Genomic DNA, 16,835 nt, shown 5'->3' with positions numbered 1-16,835 from the left:
TATACGCGACCGGCCCGGGCCGGACGTCGCCGGTGCCCAGCGCCGCGGCCGCGGCGTGCGCGAACGCGCCGAGGGCTCGCTCGAGGTCCTGCGCCTGCTCGGGCGTCGCGCCCTTCTGCGGCGCGAAGCCCGCCGACGCGCCCTGGAGGCCGAGCAGGGGCACGTCGACGTCGACGGCCGCGACGAGGTCGACGCCGCGCAGGGCGTCGCGCAGCGCCGGCAGCCAGCGCAGGTCCTCGGGACGAACGGCGCCGAGCCCGCCGCCGCCCGCGCGCAGCACCGCGCCGGTGGCGGCGACGGCGTCGGGACCGAGGAGGGCGTCGGCGAGCACGGCGAGCAGTCCGGCGCCGGCGTCGTTGGTCGCCGACCCGCCGAGCCCGACGACGACGCGCCGGGCGCCACCCGCGAGCGCCGCGGCGACGAGCTCGCCCGCGCCGGCGCTCGTCGTCCGGGTGGGGTCGCGCCGGGCCGGCGGCACGAGGTCGAGCCCGAGGGCGTGGGCGGACTCGACGTAGGCGGTGCCGCCGACGCGGAGGACCGCCGCCGGTGCGCGGTCCCCCAGCGGCGCGGTGACGGTCACGGCGTCGACCGTGCCGCCCAGCGCGCCCTGGAGGGTCGCGACGAAGCCGGGGCCGCCGTCCGCGAGGGGGCACCGGTCGACGTCGTCGTGGGGTGCACCGCGGTGCCACCCGGCGGCGAGCGCCTCGGCGGCCTGCACGGCGGTGAGCGAGGTCCCGAAGGAGTCGGGGGCGAGGAGGACGCGCACGGGGCGATGGTGGCACGCGCGGCCGTCGCCGCGGACGTCGCCCCGCGGGCGGGCCGGACGGGCGCTCGTCCCGCACCGGACGGCCCTCGGCAGGCACGTCGGCCTGTGGGATCATGCCGCCGTGAGCCTGACCCTGCCCTCGACCGGCACGTTCACCGAGCCCGCGCCGTCCGCGCTGCTCCTGCTCGGGCGGGGCGCCGACCTGGCGTCCGAGCGGGGCGTGGAGTGCGCCGGCGCGCTGCCCGACCCGGCCGACCCCGCGCTCGTCGACCGCGCGCGTGCCGCCCGGGCCGCGCTGGGCGACCGCGCCTTCGTGCTCGGCCACCACTACCAGCGGGACGAGGTCATCGCGTTCGCCGACGTCACCGGCGACTCGTTCAAGCTCGCGCGCGAGGCCGCGGCGCGGCCGGAGGCCGAGTTCGTCGTGTTCTGCGGCGTGCACTTCATGGCGGAGTCCGCCGACATCCTCACGTCCGACGCGCAGCAGGTCGTGCTCCCCGACCTCGCCGCCGGCTGCTCCATGGCGGACATGGCGGCCATCGACCAGGTCGAGGACGCGTGGGACGTGCTGGTCGACGCCGGCGTCGCCGACGACACCGTGCCCGTCACCTACATGAACTCCACGGCGGCCATCAAGGCGTTCACGGGCCGGCACGGCGGCACGGTGTGCACGTCGTCGAACGCGCACGTCGCCCTGCGCTGGGCGTTCGACCGGGTCGGCGGCGTCGCCGGGCGCGGCAAGGTGCTGTTCATGCCGGACCAGCACCTGGGCCGCAACACGGCGGTGCGCGCGCTCGGCCTGTCGCTCGACGACTGCGTCGTGTACGACCCGCGCAGGCCGGGCGGCGGGCTGACGACGCAGCAGCTGCGGGACGCCCGGATGGTCCTGTGGCGGGGGCACTGCTCGGTGCACGGCCGGTTCTCGGCCCGCAACGTGGCCGACGTGCGGGCCGCGGTGCCCGGCGTGACGGTGCTCGTGCACCCGGAGTGCACGCACGACGTCGTCACAGCGGCGGACATGGTCGGCTCGACGGAGTACATCATCAAGGCCCTCGACGCGGCCGAGCCGGGCTCGTCGTGGGCGATCGGCACGGAGCTCAACCTGGTGCGCCGGCTCGCGCAGGCGCACCCGGAGCTGACGGTGCACTACCTCGACTCGACGGTCTGCTTCTGCTCCACGATGAACCGCATCGACCTCCCGCACCTCGTGTGGGCGCTCGAGGAGCTCGTGGCCGGCCGCGTGCCGAACCGCGTCGTCGTCGACGCCGACGACGCCCACTGGGCGCGCGTCGCCCTGGACCAGATGCTGGCGCTGCCGGGCCACTGACCCGGCCGACGGGGGGGCGGACGATGAGCACGCAAGGACCGCTGCGGGTCGGGCTGCTCGTGTTCGACGGCGTGGAGGAGCTGGACGTCGTCGGTCCGTGGGAGGTGCTGGGGGCGTGGGCTGCGCACAGCGACCTGCGGCCGGAGGTGCTGACGTTCTCGGCCGACGGCGGCGGCGTCCGCTGCGCCCACGGCCTGGGGCTGGTGCCGGACACCGGCGCGGCGGACGTCGGTCCGCTGCACGTGCTGGTGCACCCGGGCGGACCCGGGACGCGCACCCTGCTGGCCGACCCCGGGCACCTGGCGTGGGTGCGCGGGGTGCGCGCGACGACGCCGCTGATGGCGAGCGTGTGCACGGGGGCGCTGGTGTACGCGGCGGCCGGGCTCCTCGCCGGCCGGCCGGCGACGACCCACCGGGACGCCCTCGACGCGTTGACGCGCGCGGACCCGAGCGTCCTCGTGGACGCGGAGGCACGGTTCGTCGACGACGGCGACGTGGTCACGTCCGCCGGTGTGAGCGCGGGCATCGACATGGCGCTGCACCTGGTGGCGCGCCTCGAGTCGGCCGACGCCGCACGCGCCGTGCGCCGCGGCCTCCAGTACGATCCCGCACCGCCGGTCTGACCCGCGCCGGTAGCGTCGGGGCGTGACCCGCACGCTGCAGCTCGCCCTCGCCACCGCGCGCCCCCGGCCCGCCGTCCCGGGTCGCCACGCCCTCGAGCCGTCGGTGACACGGCTGAGCGTGCGCGTCGGCGACCTCGACATCTACCGCCACGTCAACAACGGCGTGTACCTGCAGATGATGGACGTGGCGCGCACGAACTACCTCGCCGACCTCGGTGCGTTCGGGCTGCTCGCCGAGCGCGGGTGGTACCCCGTGGTCGCGGCGTCCACGGTGAGCTACCGCCGCTCGCTGACGTGGCGTCAGCGCTTCACGATCACCACGCGCGTGGTCGGCTGGGACCAGCGCGTCGTGTACCTCGAGCAGGTGTTCGCACGCGGCGACGAGCACGTGGCGCGCGGCTGGGTCGCGGGCCGGTTCCTGTCGCGGCGGGGCGACCGCGTGCCCGCGCCGGACGTGGTCGCGCTGCTCGACCCGGAGATCTCCACGGCACCGACGCTGCCCGACGACGTCGCGGCCTGGGCGCGCGCGGTCGACGTCGCGCACCGCTGACGGGCACGCGCACCGGCACCGGGTGGTCCGACCTCCCGGCGCCGGTGCGTCGGCCCGTGGGTCAGGCCCGCGGTGCGAGCGACGCCAGCAGCAGGGCCTCCGCCAGGACGACGCGCTCCAGCTCGCCGAGGTGCACCGACTCGTTCGCGCCGTGCGCGCGGGAGTCCGGGTCCTCGACGCCCGTGACGAGGATCGCGGCGTCCGGGTAGACGTCGAGCAGGTCGCTGATGAAGGGGATCGACCCACCGACGCCGACGTCGACCGACGGGGTCCCCCACGCCTCGCCGAGCGCCCAGCGTGCCGCGCCGGCAGCCGGCGAGTCGCCCGCCGCCTGGAACGGCTTGCCGAGCTCGCCGTCGTGCACCGTCACCCGCGCGCCGAAGGGCGCGTGGGCGTGCAGGTGCGCCGTGACGGCCGCGAGCGCGGCCGCCGGGTCCTGACCCGGGGCGAGGCGGACGGACAGCTTGGCCGACGCCCGCGGTGTGATCGTGTTCGAGGCGCTCGCGACCCGCGGGGCGTCGATGCCGATGACGCCGATCGCGGGGCGCGTCCACAGCCGCGCCGTGAGGGGGCCGGTGCCGGCCAGCCGCACGCCGGGCAGGACGCCCGCGTCCGCACGCAGCGCGTCCTCGTCCATGTCGACCGCCGGGTCCGCCGCGCGGACCAGCCCCTCGACGGCCACGTCGCCGTGCTCGTCGTGCAGCGTGGCGAGCAGCCGCGCCAGCAGCGTGGGGGCGTCGAGGACGGGCCCGCCGAACATGCCGGAGTGCACCGCGTGGTCGAGCACGGCGACCTCGACGACCAGGTCGGCGAGGCCGCGCAGCGACGTCGTGAGGGCGGGCACACCCACCCGCCAGTTCGTCGAGTCGGCGACGACGATGACGTCGGCCGCCAGGAGCTCGCGGTGCGCGTGCAGGAAGTCGACGAACGTCGGCGACCCGACCTCCTCCTCCCCCTCGACGAACACCGTCACGCCGACGCCCAGCTCGTCGGCGAGCACGCGCAACGCACCGACGTGCGCCATGACGCCCGCCTTGTCGTCGGCGGCGCCGCGGCCGAACAGCCGCTCGCCGCGTTGCGTGGGCTCGAACGGCGCCGTGTCCCAGTCGGCTGCGTCGCCGGGCGGCTGCACGTCGTGGTGCGCGTACAGCAGGACGGTGGGCGCACCCGCCGGGCCGGGGCGGCGCGCCACGACGGCCGGTGCGCCGGGCGTGCCGTCCGCGCGCGGCACGCACAGCACCTGCACCTCCGGGACGCCCGCGCCGCGCAGGAGGTCCGCGACGGCCGCCGCCGACGCCTCGACGTGCGACGGGTCGAACTCCGCGTTGGAGACGCTCGGGATGCGCACGAGCGCCTCGAGGTCCGCGCGGACGCCGGCGAAGAGGGCGGCGGTCCGCTCGCGCAGGGCGGCGACGCGGTCGGCGGGCAGAGGGGACGGGGAACCGGTGGGGGCGGGTGTGGACGTCACGTCCCGGCACGCTACTCGACTACCCTGGGCGGGTGTTCGGACGCAAGCAGGACCCCCCGCCCACCACCGCGGCACCGCAGCCGTCGGCCCCCGCGTCGTCGCCGTCCACGGCCGACGACCTCCGGTCCGGCAAGGGGCGTCCGACGCCGACGCGCAAGGAGGCCGAGGCCCGCAACCGCCGGCCCCTCGTCCCCGAGGACCGTCGCGCTGCCGCGAGGTCCGCCCGTACGAAGCAGCGTGCGCAGCGCGAGCTCGAGTACCAGGCGATGCGCACCGGCGACGAGCGGCACATGCCCGCGCGCGACCGCGGCCCGGTCCGCCGCTACGTGCGCGACCACGTCGACGCCCGCTGGAACCTCGGCGAGTTCTTCCTGCCGGTGGCGGCCGTGTTCCTCGTGCTGCAGATGGTCACGGCGGCCGCCGCCCCCACGCTCGCGTTCCTCTCGCTGGCGATCCTCTACGTCTTCATCATCGCCGCGATCGTCGACGGCTGGCTGATGTGGCGCGGGCTGAAGAAGCGGCTGCACGCACGCTTCGACGCGGCGCAGATCCCGAACGGCATGACGATGTACGCCGTCCTGCGCGCCTTCCAGGTGCGCCCGTCTCGTCTGCCGAAGCCGCAGGTCAAGCACGGCCAGTACCCGTCCTGACGCCGCACGGGCGCGCACCGCGCCGCCGACGGGTCGCCTGACGGCGCGGCGTCGGGTCCGACCGGTGTCAGCGTCCGACCGGCTCCACCGCTCCGCCGGCGTCCCGCTCCCCCGCACCACCGGCGTCCGGCTCCGCCGCACCGTCGAGGGCGGGCACACCCGTGGCACCGGGCGTGCCCGCGCCGTCCGCGGCCGCCGCGGCGCGCTCCGGGACACTGAGTCGCGGCAGGAGCACGTGCACGAGCGGGCCGATGGCCAGCGCGTACGCGAGCGTGCCGAACCCGAGCGTGCCGCCGAGCGCCCACCCGACGGCGACGACGACGACCTCGATCGAGCCGCGCACGAGCCGGAGCGGCCAGCCCGTGCGCGCGACGATGCCGGTCATGAGGCCGTCGCGCGGACCGGGGCCGAGGCGCGCACCGACGTACAGCGACGTCGCGAGCGCGTTCGTCAGCACGCCGAGCACGACGAGCCCGATCGCGGCGGGCAGCGGCAACGGGTCGGGCAGGCGCGCCGCGAGGGCGAGGAACGGGTCGAGCAGCGCGCCGATGACCACGACGTTGGCCACGGTCCCGATGCCGGGACGCTGCCGCAGCGGCACCCAGCAGGCGAAGACGACGAACGACAGCACGACCGTGACCGTGCCGAAGGACGACCCGGTGACGCGGACCACGCCCTGCGACAGCACGTCCCACGGCATGGAGCCGAGCTCCGCGCGGACGAGCAGGACGATGGACGCGGCGTACAGCACGAGGCCGCCGAGGAGCTGGGCCGCGCGGCGCAGGCCGGCGCGGCGGGCGTGGGGGTCGGTCACCACGGGTCTCCCGGGGAGGTGGGCCGCACGGGCGGCGGTGGACGGTGGCCGAGGCCGTCGTCCCGCACGGTCCGCGCGAGCGCGGCGACGAGCACGACGGCCAGGACGGCGACGGCGAGCACGGCGATGACGGTCGAGAAGGCCATGCCGACAAGCCTGGCGGCGTTCTGGCCTTGTCCTCCATAGCCACTTCGAGGATAGTGGCTTGCATGAGCCCGGTGTCGCCCGTCGACCGTCGCGTCAACGGCACCCGTCTGCGGTCGCTGCTCGGGCGGTGGGAGCGCCCCGGCCCGGCGTACCAGGCGCTCGCCGACGGCGTGCGCGGCCTGGTCCGCACCGGCACGCTCCCGCTCGGCACCCGGCTGCCCGGCGAGCGCGAGGTCGCCGAGTGCCTCGCCGTGTCGCGCACGACCGTGACGGCCGCCTACGACCTGCTGCGCGACGAGGGCTTCCTCGTGAGCCGCCGCGGGTCCGGCACGGTGACGACGCTGCCGCCGGGCACGGGCGACCGGGCGCCCACGACGCTCGGCACGGTCGACGCCGGCCTCGTCGACCTGTCGGCCGCCGCCCCCTTCGCTCCCCCGCAGCTCGCCGCCGCGTGCGCCGCCGCGCTCGACCAGCTGCCGCGTCACCTCGCCGACACCGGGTACCTGCCGCTCGGCCTGCCGGCCCTGCGGCAGGCGGTCGCGGACCGCTGCACCGCCCGCGGCGTCCCGACGCGTCCGGAGCAGATCCTCGTGACGACCGGTGCGCAGGAGGCGATCCACCTCCTCATGGTGACCCTCGCCGGCCCCGGGGACCGCGTCGTCGTGGAGCACCCGACGTACCCGCACGCGATCGACGCCGCCCGGGGCGCCGGCGCTCGCCCCGTACCGGTGCCCGTGACGCCCACCGGGCTCGACGTCGAGCTCCTCGCCTCCACCGTCCGGCAGACCGCGCCACGGCTCGTCTACCTGGTCCCCGACCACCACAACCCGACGGGGACGAGCCTCGACGCGGACGCCCGCGCCCGCGTGCGCGACCTCGCGCGGCGCACGCGCACCGTCGTGGTGGGCGACGAGACGCTCACCGACCTCACGCTCGACGGGCCCCCGCCGCCGCCGTTCGCCGGACGCGCCGACGAGGACCTCGTCGTCACCGTCGGCTCGGCGTCGAAGTCATTCTGGGGCGGCCTGCGCGTCGGCTGGGTGCGCGCCCACCCCGACCTCGTGGGACGCCTCGCGCAGCGCCGCGCGTACGTCGACATCGGCTCGTCCGTGCTCGACCAGCTCGTCACCGCGGAGCTGCTGGCCCACGCGGAGGAGGTCCTCGCCGCGCGCGTCGAGGCGGTGCGGCGTCAGCGGGGCGTGCTGCTCGACGCCCTCGCCGAGACGCTCCCCGCGTGGCGCGTGCCGGTGCCGGCCGGCGGCCTGTCGACGTGGGTCGACCTGGGCGCCCCCGTGTCGTCGGCGCTGAGCGCCGTCGCCCACGCGCACGGCGTGCGGATCGTCCCCGGCACGGCGTTCGGCGTGGACGGCACGTTCGAGGACCACCTGCGCGTGCCGTTCTCCCAGCCGCCGGACATGCTGCGCCGCGCGGTCGACGGGCTGGCCGCCGCCTGGGCGGTGCTCGACCCGACGGCCGCACCGGCGACCGGGCGCGGCGCGCCCGCGCTCGTCTGAGCGGGGACCCGGCGGCACGGTCGCGCGCCCGCCCGGGCGCACCCCGGAAGGCGGGACGTCAGGGCGCCGGGAGCTCGATCGGCGTGCCCTGCGGCTGCCCGTCATGCTCCACCGTCGCGGTCCGCACGCCCTGGGCGGCGAGCCCGCGCCAGTGCTCGCCGAGCCACTGCTCGGCGTCGAAGCGCGCGAGGAAGACCGGGCTCGTCGGCCGCTCCGCCTCGGCACCGGCCGCGTCCGCCAGCCGCCACCGCCACCGTGGTCGCACGCTCACCGCGCCACCACCGGCCGCCGCGCCGCGTCGGCGGCGAGCGCGCGCGTGATGCGCGCCGCGTAGGCGGGGCCTTCGTACACGAGCCCCGTGTACCCCTGGACCAGCGTCGCGCCGACGGCCAGGTACTCGCGGGCGTCGGCGGGCGTGGTGACGCCGCCGACGCCGATCACGACGGCCTCCTCGCCGAGGCGCGTGCGCAGCCGCGCCACCACGTCCAGGCCCCGTGCCAGCACCGGGGGCCCCGACAGGCCGCCCGGGCCGAGGTCGTGCGCGATCGTCGTGTTCACCGCGACGACGCCGTCGAGCCCCAGCTCGGCGACGAGGTCGGCCACCGCGTCGACGTCGTCGTCGCTGAGGTCGGGCGCGATCTTGACGAGGACGGGCACGGGTGCGCGGCCGGCGCGCGTCGTCGCCTCGTCGGCCGCGACGCGCGTCGCCTCGAGCACCGGACGCAGGGCGTCCACCGCCTGCAGGTCGCGCAGGCCCGGGGTGTTCGGCGACGACACGTTGACCACGAGGTAGTCGGCGTACGGCGCCAGCCGGCCGGCGCTCGTGGCGTAGTCGGTCGCCGCGCCCTCCGGGGGCGTGACCTTCGTCTTGCCGATGTTGACGCCCACGACGAGCTCACGGCCGTGCGGCGTCGCACGCAGCCGGCGCAGGCGGGCGGCCACCACCGCGGACCCCTCGTTGTTGAACCCCATGCGGTTGCGCAGCGCGCGCCGCTCGAGGACGCGCCACAGGCGGGGCCGCTCGTTGCCGGGCTGCGGGTGCGCGGTCACGGTGCCGACCTCGACGAAGCCGAACCCGAGCATCGTCAGCCCCCGCACGCCGTGGGCGTCCTTGTCGAAGCCCGCGGCGAGGCCGAAGCGGGACGGGAGGCGGCGCCCCCACACCTCGACCGCGCCCGCCGGCGGGGGCGCGAACGCGGCGGCCACGACGCGCGAGAGCCCCGGCACGGCGGCGACGCCGCGGATCAGCCGGAACGCGAGGTGGTGCGCCTGCTCGGGGTCCAGGCGGCGCAGCACGAGGTCGAAGAGCAGGCGGTACACGCCGACCAACCTAGTCGAGGCCGCCGTCGCGGGCCGGGCCGTCCGCGGACGGGTCGTGGGCAGCACCGCCGGCCGGCCGCCGACCGGTCCGCCACAGCCACAGCAGCCCGAGTGCCGGCAGGACGAGCGGCACGTACCCGTACCCGCGCCCGAACGCCGACCACACCGTCTCGTCCGGGAAGTCGCCGACGTCGACGAGCGAGAGCGTGCCGACGACGACCACCCCGACGGCCTCCACGAGGACGGTCACCCACGCGAGGCGGCGGCGGTCGGTGGCGAGCGCCACGGTGGCGACGACGTACACGACGCCCGCCAGGAGCGACAGGACGTACGCGACCGGCGCCTCGTCGAGCTTCGTCGCGACCTGGTACAGGCCGCGCGCGGTGGCCGCGAGCGCCAGCACGCCGTACACGGCGACGAGGAGGCGGCCGGGCCCGTGGCCCGTCCCGCGCGCCGGCGCGCTCACGCGGCACCCCAGATCTGCAGCAGCCGGTACTCGAGGAACGCCACCGTCAGGGCGGCGACGACCAGCACGACCGAGCTCCAGCGCGTCCGCTCGGCGAAGGCCCAGGCCGCCGCGATCGGCAGCACGATGAGCTGGGTCGCGACGTACCCCCAGAACAGGACGCCGTCGACCTCGGCCGGGCCGGTCACCAGCAGCACGCCCGCCACGACGGCCTGCACCACGAGCAGCCCCTCCACGACGGCGGCGCCCCACAGCTGGCGCAGGACGACGGCACGGTCGCGGACGACGAACCAGCCGGCCCAGGCGGCGAGGGCGACGCACGTGGCCACGACGAGCCACACGAGAGGGACGAGCACGGTGCCCCACCGTACCCGCGCCCGCCGGGGCCGCCGTCTACGATCGGCGCGTGATCTCGCTGACCAGCCAGGACCCTGCCCGCCTCGCCGTCGACGCCCTCGTGGTGGCCGTCGGCACCCGTGACGGCGGCCCCGAGCTGCTGGACGGCGGCACCCTGCCGGCCGAGCTGCGGGCCGCGCTCGTGCGCGACGCCCGCACGCTGGGTCTCTCCGGCGCGCCCGACGAGGTGCGCCGCGTGCCGGCCACGGGCCTCGCGGCGGCGGTGCTCGTCCTCACCGGCGTCGGGCCGGCCGACGCCCTCGGGCCGGAGACGCTGCGCCGCGCGGCCGGCGCCGCCACCCGCGAGCTCGCCGGCACCGCGTCCGTCGCGCTCGCCCTGCCGGTCACCGGGGCCGACGACGTGGCCGCGGTCGCCGAGGGCGCCCTGCTCGGCGCCTACACGTACACGCGCTACCGCACCGGCGACGGCGCGGAGGCCGCCGGCCCGGTCGCCCGCCTCCAGGTCGTGGCCCCCGGCGCCGCCGACCGCGCCGCCAAGGACGCGCTCGCGCGCGCCGAGGTCCTGGCCGCCGCCGTCCACGGCACGCGCGACCTCGTCAACGCGGCGCCCAACGACCTCTACCCCGCGGCGTTCGCCGACCTGGCGAAGGCCGCCGTGAAGGAGGCCGGCGTGCGCGGCCTCAAGATCTCCGTGCTCGACGACAAGGCGCTGGCGGCGGGCGGCTACGGCGGCCTCGTCGGCGTCGGGCAGGGCTCGGTCCGCGGACCGCGCCTGGTGCGCGTCGCGTGGGCGCCCTCCCGGCCGCGCGCCACGGTCGCGCTGGTCGGCAAGGGCATCACGTTCGACTCGGGCGGCATCTCCATCAAGCCGGCGGCCGGCATGGAGGCGATGAAGTCCGACATGGCCGGTGCCGCCGCGGTGCTGCACACGGTGCTGGCGGCGGCCCGCCTGGGGCTGCCCGTGGCCGTCACCGGGTGGCTGTGCCTCGCGGAGAACATGCCGTCCGGCACGGCCCAGCGCCCGTCCGACGTCATCACGATCCGCGGCGGGAAGACGGTGGAGGTGCTCAACACCGACGCCGAGGGTCGCCTCGTCATGGCCGACGGGCTCGTCGCCGCGGTCGAGGAGGGTCCCGACCTCGTCCTCGACATCGCGACCCTGACCGGCGCGCAGATGGTCGCGCTCGGCAACCGCGTGTCCGCGGTCATGGGCACCGACGCGGCGCGCGCCGAGGTCGTCACGGCGGCGCAGGAGGCGGGCGAGCAGTTCTGGCCCATGCCGCTCCCCGCGGACCTGCGTGCGGGCCTGAAGTCCAAGGTCGCCGACCTCGCGAACATCGGCGACCGCTTCGGCGGCATGCTCACCGCCGGGATCTTCCTGCAGGAGTTCGTCGGGTCGACGCCGTGGGCGCACCTCGACATCGCGGGCCCCGCGTTCAACGAGCGTGCGCCGCACGGCTACACGCCGGTCGGCGGCACGGGGGTCGGCGTCCGCACGCTCGTGCGCCTGCTCGAGCAGCGCGCCTGACCGACCGGGACGCCGAGGGGGCCGGGCGCGTCAGCCGCGCTCGGCCGCCCGGCGCCGGCGCTCGATGCGCTGCCGCGTGTTCCAGTCCCGCACGCGCTGCGGGTAGCCGGTGCGCTGCACGTCGTAGACCGGGATGCCGAGCTCACGGGCGAGGGTGCCCGCCGTGCGCTCGTCCGGCACCTTGCGGCGGGTCCACTCGCCGTCGGTGGCGACGAGCATGATCGTCGTCTGCGTGACGTTGGTGCGCGGCTCGACGTACGCCTCGACGCCGACCCGCGTCGCGACGAAGTCCCGCAGGTAGGCGAGCGTCGCGGCCCGCGCCTCCCGGTCGGGCACCGCGTCGGGCGCGCCGGCGGGCACGGTGCCGCGCGCGGACCGGCGGCGTCGCGAGAACAGACCCATGCGCCGCAGACTACCGACGCGGGCTGGGCGTCACCTGGGCGTCGCGGGGCGCCTGCCGACGCGCCCAGTCATGGGACGACTGTCGCCCGACTCACACGACCCGCACGGGCGGCGGGTTCGTCCGTGCCCAGGGAGGATGCCAAGATGGGGCGGCAGCCCGAACCCACAGCCTGCGAGGAGTAGCACGTGGCCGACACCGGCACCGCTTTCGACATCGTCGTCCTGGGCGGAGGCAGCGGCGGCTACGCAGCCGCGCTGCGCGCCGCAGAGCTCGGCAAGACCGTGGCCCTCGTCGAGGCCGCCAAGGTGGGCGGCACCTGCCTGCACAACGGCTGCATCCCGACCAAGGCGCTGCTGCACGCCGCCGAGGTCGCGGACAACGCCCGCGAGGGCGAGGCCTTCGGGGTGCACACGCACCTCGAGCGCATCGACATGAACGGCGTGAACAAGTACAAGGACGGCGTCATCGCCCGCCTGTACAAGGGCCTGCAGGGCCTCATCAAGTCGCGCAAGATCGAGGTCGTCGAGGGCTGGGGCAAGCTCACCGGCCCGAACACGGTGCAGGTCGGCGACCGCACCCTCACGGGCGAGCACATCGTGCTCGGCACCGGCTCCTACGCCCGCTCGCTGCCCGGCCTGGAGATCGGCGGCCGCGTGATGACGTCGGACCAGGCCCTCCAGCTCGACTTCGTGCCGACGTCGGCGATCATCCTCGGCGGCGGGGTCATCGGGTCGGAGTTCGCGAGCGTCTGGAAGTCCTTCGGCGCGGACGTCACGATCATCGAGGCGCTCCCCCACCTCGTGCCGAACGAGGACGAGGCGCTGTCGAAGGCCTTCGAGCGCGCGTTCCGCAAGCGCGGCATCAAGTTCAACCTCGGGACCCGGTTCTCGGGCGTCACGCAGGACGACAACGGCGTGCACGTCTCGCTCGAGGACGGCAAGACGTTCGACGCCGACCTGCTGCTCGTCGCGGTCGGCCGCGGCCCGAGCACGTCCGGCCTCGGCTTCGAGGAGCAGGGCATCACGCTCGACCGCGGGTTCGTCATCACCGACGAGCGCCTACACACGGGCGTCGCCAACATCTACGCGGTCGGCGACATCGTCCCCGGCCTGCAGCTCGCGCACCGCGGGTTCCAGCAGGGCATCTTCGTGGCCGAGGAGATCGCGGGCCTCAACCCGCCGGTCCTCGTCGAGTCGGGCATCCCCCGCGTGACGTACTCCGAGCCGGAGGTCGCCTCCGTCGGCCTGACCGAGGCCCGCGCGGTCGAGGTGCACGGCGCCGACAACGTCGAGACGCTGGAGTACAACCTCGGCGGGAACGGCAAGAGCCAGATCCTCGCCACCCAGGGCTTCGTCAAGCTCGTCCGGCAGAAGGACGGGCCGGTCGTCGGCGTGCACATGATCGGTGCGCGCGTCGGCGAGCTCATCGGCGAGGGCCAGCTCATCGTGAACTGGGAGGCGTACCCCGAGGACGTCGCCGCCCTCGTGCACGCCCACCCGACGCAGAACGAGGCGCTCGGCGAGGCCTTCCTGGCCCTCGCCGGCAAGCCGCTGCACGCCCACAACTGACCCGATTCGAAGGAGAGACGAGCGGTCATGTCCGAGAACGTGCAGCTCCCCGCCCTCGGTGAGTCCGTCACCGAGGGGACCGTCACCCGCTGGCTCAAGCAGGTCGGCGACACCGTCGAGGTCGACGAGCCCCTGCTCGAGATCTCGACCGACAAGGTCGACACCGAGATCCCCTCGCCCGTCGCGGGCGTGCTCGAGCAGATCCTCGTCGAGGAGGACGAGACCGTCGAGGTCGGCGCCACCCTGGCCGTCATCGGCTCCGGCGACGGCGCCGGCGCGTCGGACCAGGCGTCCGGCGAGGCCCCCCAGCAGTCGGACGAGCAGCCGGCGCAGCAGGACGAGCCCGCGCAGCAGTCGCAGCCCGAGGAGACGGCGGCGGAGACGTCGGCCGTGCAGAGCGTCGAGGAGCACGAGGACGCCCCGGCGCCGTCGGAGTCCTCCGCGCCCGAGCCCTCCCAGCCCGCGCCGTCCGGCGAGCAGCCGTCCGGCGGCGGCGCGCAGGGCGGCGAGGAGGTGCGCCTCCCCGCACTCGGCGAGTCCGTCACCGAGGGCACCGTCACGCGCTGGCTCAAGCAGGTCGGCGACACCGTCGAGGTCGACGAGCCCCTGCTCGAGATCTCCACGGACAAGGTCGACACGGAGATCCCGTCGCCGGTCGCCGGCACGCTCCAGGAGATCCGCGTGCAGGAGGACGAGACCGTCGAGGTCGGCGCCGTCCTCGCCGTGGTCGGCTCGGGCGCCGCGCCCGCGCAGGACGCCGCGCCGTCGCAGGACGCCGCTCCCGCGCAGGGCACGACCCCGGCGCCGCAGGCCCAGGTCGAGCCGAAGCCGGCCGCCACGCCCGAGCCCGCGCAGCAGGAGCCGGAGCAGGCCGAGGCCGCCCCGCAGCCCGGCGGCTACGAGGCACCGGCGCCCGAGGTCGAGTCGGCGCAGGCCACCGGCGAGACCCCGGCCGCCCAGGAGGCGGCGGCGCAGCAGCCGACGTCCCAGCAGAACCAGCAGTCGCCCGGCGCGACGGCGGGCGGGTCGTACCTGACGCCGCTCGTCCGCAAGCTCGCCGCCGAGAAGGGCGTGGACGTGTCCACGCTCACCGGCACGGGCGTCGGCGGCCGCATCCGCAAGGAGGACGTCCTCGAGGCGGCCCGCCAGGCGGAGGAGGCCCGCAAGGCCGAGGAGGCGGCGAAGGCCGCCCCCGCTGCCGCACCCGCGGCTGCCGCCGCCCCGCAGGCCGCGGCACCGACCGTGTCGCCGCTGCGCGGCACGACGGAGAAGGCCAGCCGGCTGCGGCAGATCATCGCCGAGCGCATGGTGGAGGCCCTGCACACGCAGGCGCAGCTCACCACGGTCGTCGAGGTCGACGTCACGAAGATCGCCCGTCTGCGCGCCCGCGCCAAGGCCGACTTCGCGAAGCGCGAGGGCGTCAACCTGACGTTCCTGCCGTTCTTCGTCCAGGCGGCCGTCGAGGCGCTCAAGACCTACCCCAAGGTCAACGGCGTGCTCGAGGACAAGACGATCACGTACCACGGCCAGGAGAACGTCGGCATCGCCGTCGACACCGAGCGCGGCCTGCTCGTGCCGGTCATCCGCGACGCGGGCGACCTCAACATCGCCGGCATCTCGCGCAAGATCGCGGACCTCGCCGCCCGCACGCGGGCGAACAAGGTCACGCCGGACGAGCTGAGCGGCGCGACGTTCACCGTCACCAACACCGGCTCGGGCGGCGCGATCATCGACACGCCGATCGTGCCCGGCGGCACCTCCGCGATCCTCGGCACGGGCGCGATCGTCAAGCGCCCCGTCGTGGTCAAGGACGCGGACGGCGAGGAGGTCATCGCCATCCGGTCGATGTGCTACCTGTGCCTGTCGTACGACCACCGGCTGGTCGACGGCGCGGACGCCTCGCGCTACCTCACCGCGGTGAAGAACCGCCTCGAGGAGGGCGCGTTCGAGTCGGAGCTCGGTCTCTGACCCGACACGGCAGCACCGGCACGGTCACGGGCCGCGCACCCCACGGGGTGCGCGGCCCGCGCCGTGCCGGGAGAGTGTGCCCGTGAGCATGCGCGTGGTGGTGGCCGGGGCGTCCGGACTGATCGGGACGGCGCTCGTGCGCCATCTCGCCGATGCGGGACACGACGTGCGCCGGCTCGTGCGCCGTGCCCCACGGGGTGGCGCCGAGATCGGCTGGGACCCCGTCGCCGGGACGATCGACGCCGACGCGCTGGCGACCGCCGACGCCGTCGTCGACCTCGCCGGTGTGAACGTCGGCAGCCGGCCGCTCACCGCGGCGCGCAAGCGCGAGGTCATCGCCTCCCGGGTGCAGACGGCCGGGCTGCTGGCGCGCACGATGGCCGCCCGGGACCACGGGCCGCGCGTGCTGCTGCAGGCGTCGGGGATCGGGGCCTACGGCGACCGCGGCGACACGCTGCTCACCGAGGACGAGCCGCTGGGGCGCACGTTCTTCGCGGACGTCGTGCGCCGGTGGGAGGACGCGACCGCTCCCGCCGTCGAGGCCGGCGTCCGGGTCGCGCACCTGCGCACGGGCATCGTCCTGAGCCCCCACGGCGGGGCGCTCGGCCGGCTGCTGCTGCCGCTGCGGGCCGGCGTCGCGACGCGGCTGGGCGACGGCCGGCAGTACTGGAGCTGGATCACGCTGCCCGACGAGGTCGCGGCCATCACGCACCTGCTGACCGCGCCGGTGCACGGACCGGCGAACCTCGTGACGCGCGCGGACCGGCACGCGGTGCTGCTGGACGCGCTGCGGCGCGCGTTCGGCGGGCGCGTGACGGTGCCCGTGCCGGCGGCGGCGCTGCGCGTCGGGCTCGGCGACTTCTCCTCCGAGGTGCTGGGGTCGATCCGCGCCGACCCGCGCGTCCTGCGCGAGTCGGGGTTCGTCCCGCAGCACGCCACGCCGGACGAGGCGGCCCGCTGGGTCAGGACGGCGCGCCCGCCGGCTGCCTGACGTCCCACACCCGCCACCCGTCGGCGGTCTGGCGCAGCACGAGCTCGACGGTGCGGGCCGGCGTCGCGGGCACGGTGGACCGCTCCCCCGCCGGCGTCACGCGGGTGTGCTCCCCGACGGACGACGTCACCGCCACGACGGCGTCCCCGTCGGCGGTGACGCCCACGTCGACCACCTCGCCCACCGTGGTCGTGAGGCCCTCGCTGCGGGCGCCCGCCAGGCGGTCGACGAGCGCGACGTCCCGGGCGAGCGAGGGCGAGCCGGGCGCGTGCACCTGCGCCAGCGCGTCGGTGGAGGCGGCGGCCAGCGCGTCGCCCCGCCGACGCGTCAGCTCGGCGGCGGCCGTGACGGCGTCGTCCGCCGCCGGGTCGCCGG

At 76.3% G+C, this 16,835-nt stretch carries 19 protein-coding genes; 9 read left to right on the top strand and 10 right to left on the bottom strand.

Going from position 1 to position 16,835, the window contains the following annotated elements; translation table 11 throughout:
- Positions 1-766 (bottom strand): glycerate kinase (locus tag AB6N23_RS12080; RefSeq protein WP_412866300.1); only part of this gene is annotated, 766 nt, incomplete at its 3' end.
- 127 nt (positions 767-893) lie between these two features.
- Here AB6N23_RS12080 and nadA point away from each other — a divergent pair.
- From nadA to AB6N23_RS12065, 3 genes are read left to right on the top strand one after another with little or no spacing between them, the layout of a single operon-like run.
- On the top strand, positions 894-2,093 hold the full coding sequence (gene nadA, locus AB6N23_RS12075; RefSeq protein ID WP_412866302.1) for a quinolinate synthase NadA: 1,200 nt from the start codon (positions 894-896) through the stop codon (positions 2,091-2,093).
- A gap of 23 nt (positions 2,094-2,116) precedes the next feature.
- Entirely contained in the window at positions 2,117-2,716 is a 600-nt protein-coding gene (locus AB6N23_RS12070; protein WP_412866299.1) for a DJ-1/PfpI family protein, read from the top strand.
- Positions 2,717-2,738: 22 nt separating this feature from the next.
- Positions 2,739-3,266, top strand: a complete 528-nt coding sequence (locus AB6N23_RS12065; RefSeq protein ID WP_412866298.1) for an acyl-CoA thioesterase — start codon at positions 2,739-2,741, stop codon at positions 3,264-3,266.
- Between the two features lie 61 nt (positions 3,267-3,327).
- Here AB6N23_RS12065 and AB6N23_RS12060 read toward each other — a convergent pair whose 3' ends face one another.
- Positions 3,328-4,734: a dipeptidase gene (locus tag AB6N23_RS12060; protein ID WP_412866297.1), complete on the bottom strand. Its 1,407-nt coding sequence runs from the start codon at positions 4,732-4,734 to the stop codon at positions 3,328-3,330.
- A 32-nt stretch (positions 4,735-4,766) separates the two neighbouring features.
- Between AB6N23_RS12060 and AB6N23_RS12055 the strand changes: the two genes are divergently transcribed.
- Entirely contained in the window at positions 4,767-5,384 is a 618-nt protein-coding gene (locus AB6N23_RS12055; RefSeq protein WP_412866296.1) for a DUF3043 domain-containing protein, read from the top strand.
- A 67-nt stretch (positions 5,385-5,451) separates the two neighbouring features.
- Here AB6N23_RS12055 and yczE read toward each other — a convergent pair whose 3' ends face one another.
- Together yczE and AB6N23_RS12045 are read right to left on the bottom strand one after the other, a co-directional pair.
- The gene (gene yczE / locus AB6N23_RS12050; protein WP_412866295.1) at positions 5,452-6,198 is read right to left on the bottom strand and encodes a membrane protein YczE; all 747 of its coding nucleotides are present in this window, start codon (positions 6,196-6,198) and stop codon (positions 5,452-5,454) included.
- Positions 6,195-6,344, bottom strand: a complete 150-nt coding sequence (locus tag AB6N23_RS12045; protein WP_412866294.1) for a hypothetical protein — start codon at positions 6,342-6,344, stop codon at positions 6,195-6,197. Before AB6N23_RS12045 ends, yczE begins: the two co-directional genes overlap by 4 nt.
- Positions 6,345-6,407: 63 nt before the next feature.
- Here AB6N23_RS12045 and yczR point away from each other — a divergent pair, with 63 nt between their 5' ends.
- Positions 6,408-7,859 carry a MocR-like transcription factor YczR gene (yczR, locus tag AB6N23_RS12040; RefSeq protein ID WP_412866293.1) on the top strand — a complete coding sequence of 484 codons (1,452 nt, stop codon included), beginning with the start codon at positions 6,408-6,410 and terminating at the stop codon, positions 7,857-7,859.
- 58 nt (positions 7,860-7,917) lie between these two features.
- Here the strand turns inward: yczR and AB6N23_RS12035 are convergent, their stop codons facing one another.
- From AB6N23_RS12035 to AB6N23_RS12020, 4 genes are read right to left on the bottom strand one after another with little or no spacing between them, the layout of a single operon-like run.
- Entirely contained in the window at positions 7,918-8,130 is a 213-nt protein-coding gene (locus AB6N23_RS12035; protein ID WP_412866292.1) for a hypothetical protein, read from the bottom strand.
- Entirely contained in the window at positions 8,127-9,179 is a 1,053-nt protein-coding gene (locus AB6N23_RS12030; protein WP_412866291.1) for a quinone-dependent dihydroorotate dehydrogenase, read from the bottom strand. The genes AB6N23_RS12035 and AB6N23_RS12030 overlap by 4 nt, the downstream gene beginning before the upstream one ends.
- Before the next feature lie 10 nt (positions 9,180-9,189).
- Complete coding sequence (locus tag AB6N23_RS12025) at positions 9,190-9,645, bottom strand: hypothetical protein (protein ID WP_412866290.1); 456 nt, start codon at positions 9,643-9,645, stop codon at positions 9,190-9,192.
- A complete protein-coding gene (locus AB6N23_RS12020) occupies positions 9,642-10,001 on the bottom strand; it encodes a hypothetical protein (protein ID WP_378207893.1) in 360 nt (119 codons plus the stop codon). The genes AB6N23_RS12025 and AB6N23_RS12020 overlap by 4 nt, the downstream gene beginning before the upstream one ends.
- 50 nt (positions 10,002-10,051) lie before the next feature.
- Here AB6N23_RS12020 and AB6N23_RS12015 point away from each other — a divergent pair, with 50 nt between their 5' ends.
- Complete coding sequence (locus AB6N23_RS12015) at positions 10,052-11,530, top strand: leucyl aminopeptidase (RefSeq protein WP_412866289.1); 1,479 nt, start codon at positions 10,052-10,054, stop codon at positions 11,528-11,530.
- Positions 11,531-11,560: 30 nt separating this feature from the next.
- Here the strand turns inward: AB6N23_RS12015 and AB6N23_RS12010 are convergent, their stop codons facing one another.
- On the bottom strand, positions 11,561-11,932 hold the full coding sequence (locus tag AB6N23_RS12010; RefSeq protein WP_412866288.1) for an oxidoreductase: 372 nt from the start codon (positions 11,930-11,932) through the stop codon (positions 11,561-11,563).
- 186 nt (positions 11,933-12,118) lie between these two features.
- Between AB6N23_RS12010 and lpdA the strand changes: the two genes are divergently transcribed.
- The 3 genes from lpdA to AB6N23_RS11995 all read left to right on the top strand — a co-directional run bounded on the left by lpdA (position 12,119) and on the right by AB6N23_RS11995 (position 16,460).
- Positions 12,119-13,501: a dihydrolipoyl dehydrogenase gene (lpdA, locus tag AB6N23_RS12005; RefSeq protein ID WP_412866287.1), complete on the top strand. Its 1,383-nt coding sequence runs from the start codon at positions 12,119-12,121 to the stop codon at positions 13,499-13,501.
- 27 nt (positions 13,502-13,528) lie between these two features.
- On the top strand, positions 13,529-15,469 hold the full coding sequence (gene sucB / locus AB6N23_RS12000; protein ID WP_412866286.1) for a 2-oxoglutarate dehydrogenase, E2 component, dihydrolipoamide succinyltransferase: 1,941 nt from the start codon (positions 13,529-13,531) through the stop codon (positions 15,467-15,469).
- 88 nt (positions 15,470-15,557) lie between these two features.
- Positions 15,558-16,460, top strand: a complete 903-nt coding sequence (locus AB6N23_RS11995) for a TIGR01777 family oxidoreductase (protein ID WP_412866301.1) — start codon at positions 15,558-15,560, stop codon at positions 16,458-16,460.
- Here AB6N23_RS11995 and AB6N23_RS11990 read toward each other — a convergent pair.
- The coding region (locus AB6N23_RS11990) for a hypothetical protein (RefSeq protein ID WP_412866285.1) at positions 16,432-16,835 on the bottom strand (404 nt) is incomplete at its 5' end. The two genes, AB6N23_RS11995 and AB6N23_RS11990, sit on opposite strands and share 29 nt — an antisense overlap.

Origin of the sequence: Cellulomonas pasadenensis (assembly GCF_047229365.1) — a bacterium.
In the GTDB taxonomy this organism is placed as follows: domain Bacteria; phylum Actinomycetota; class Actinomycetes; order Actinomycetales; family Cellulomonadaceae; genus Cellulomonas.
Note: the sequence above shows the minus strand (reverse complement) of the source record. Positions and strands in the feature narration are given on the sequence as shown.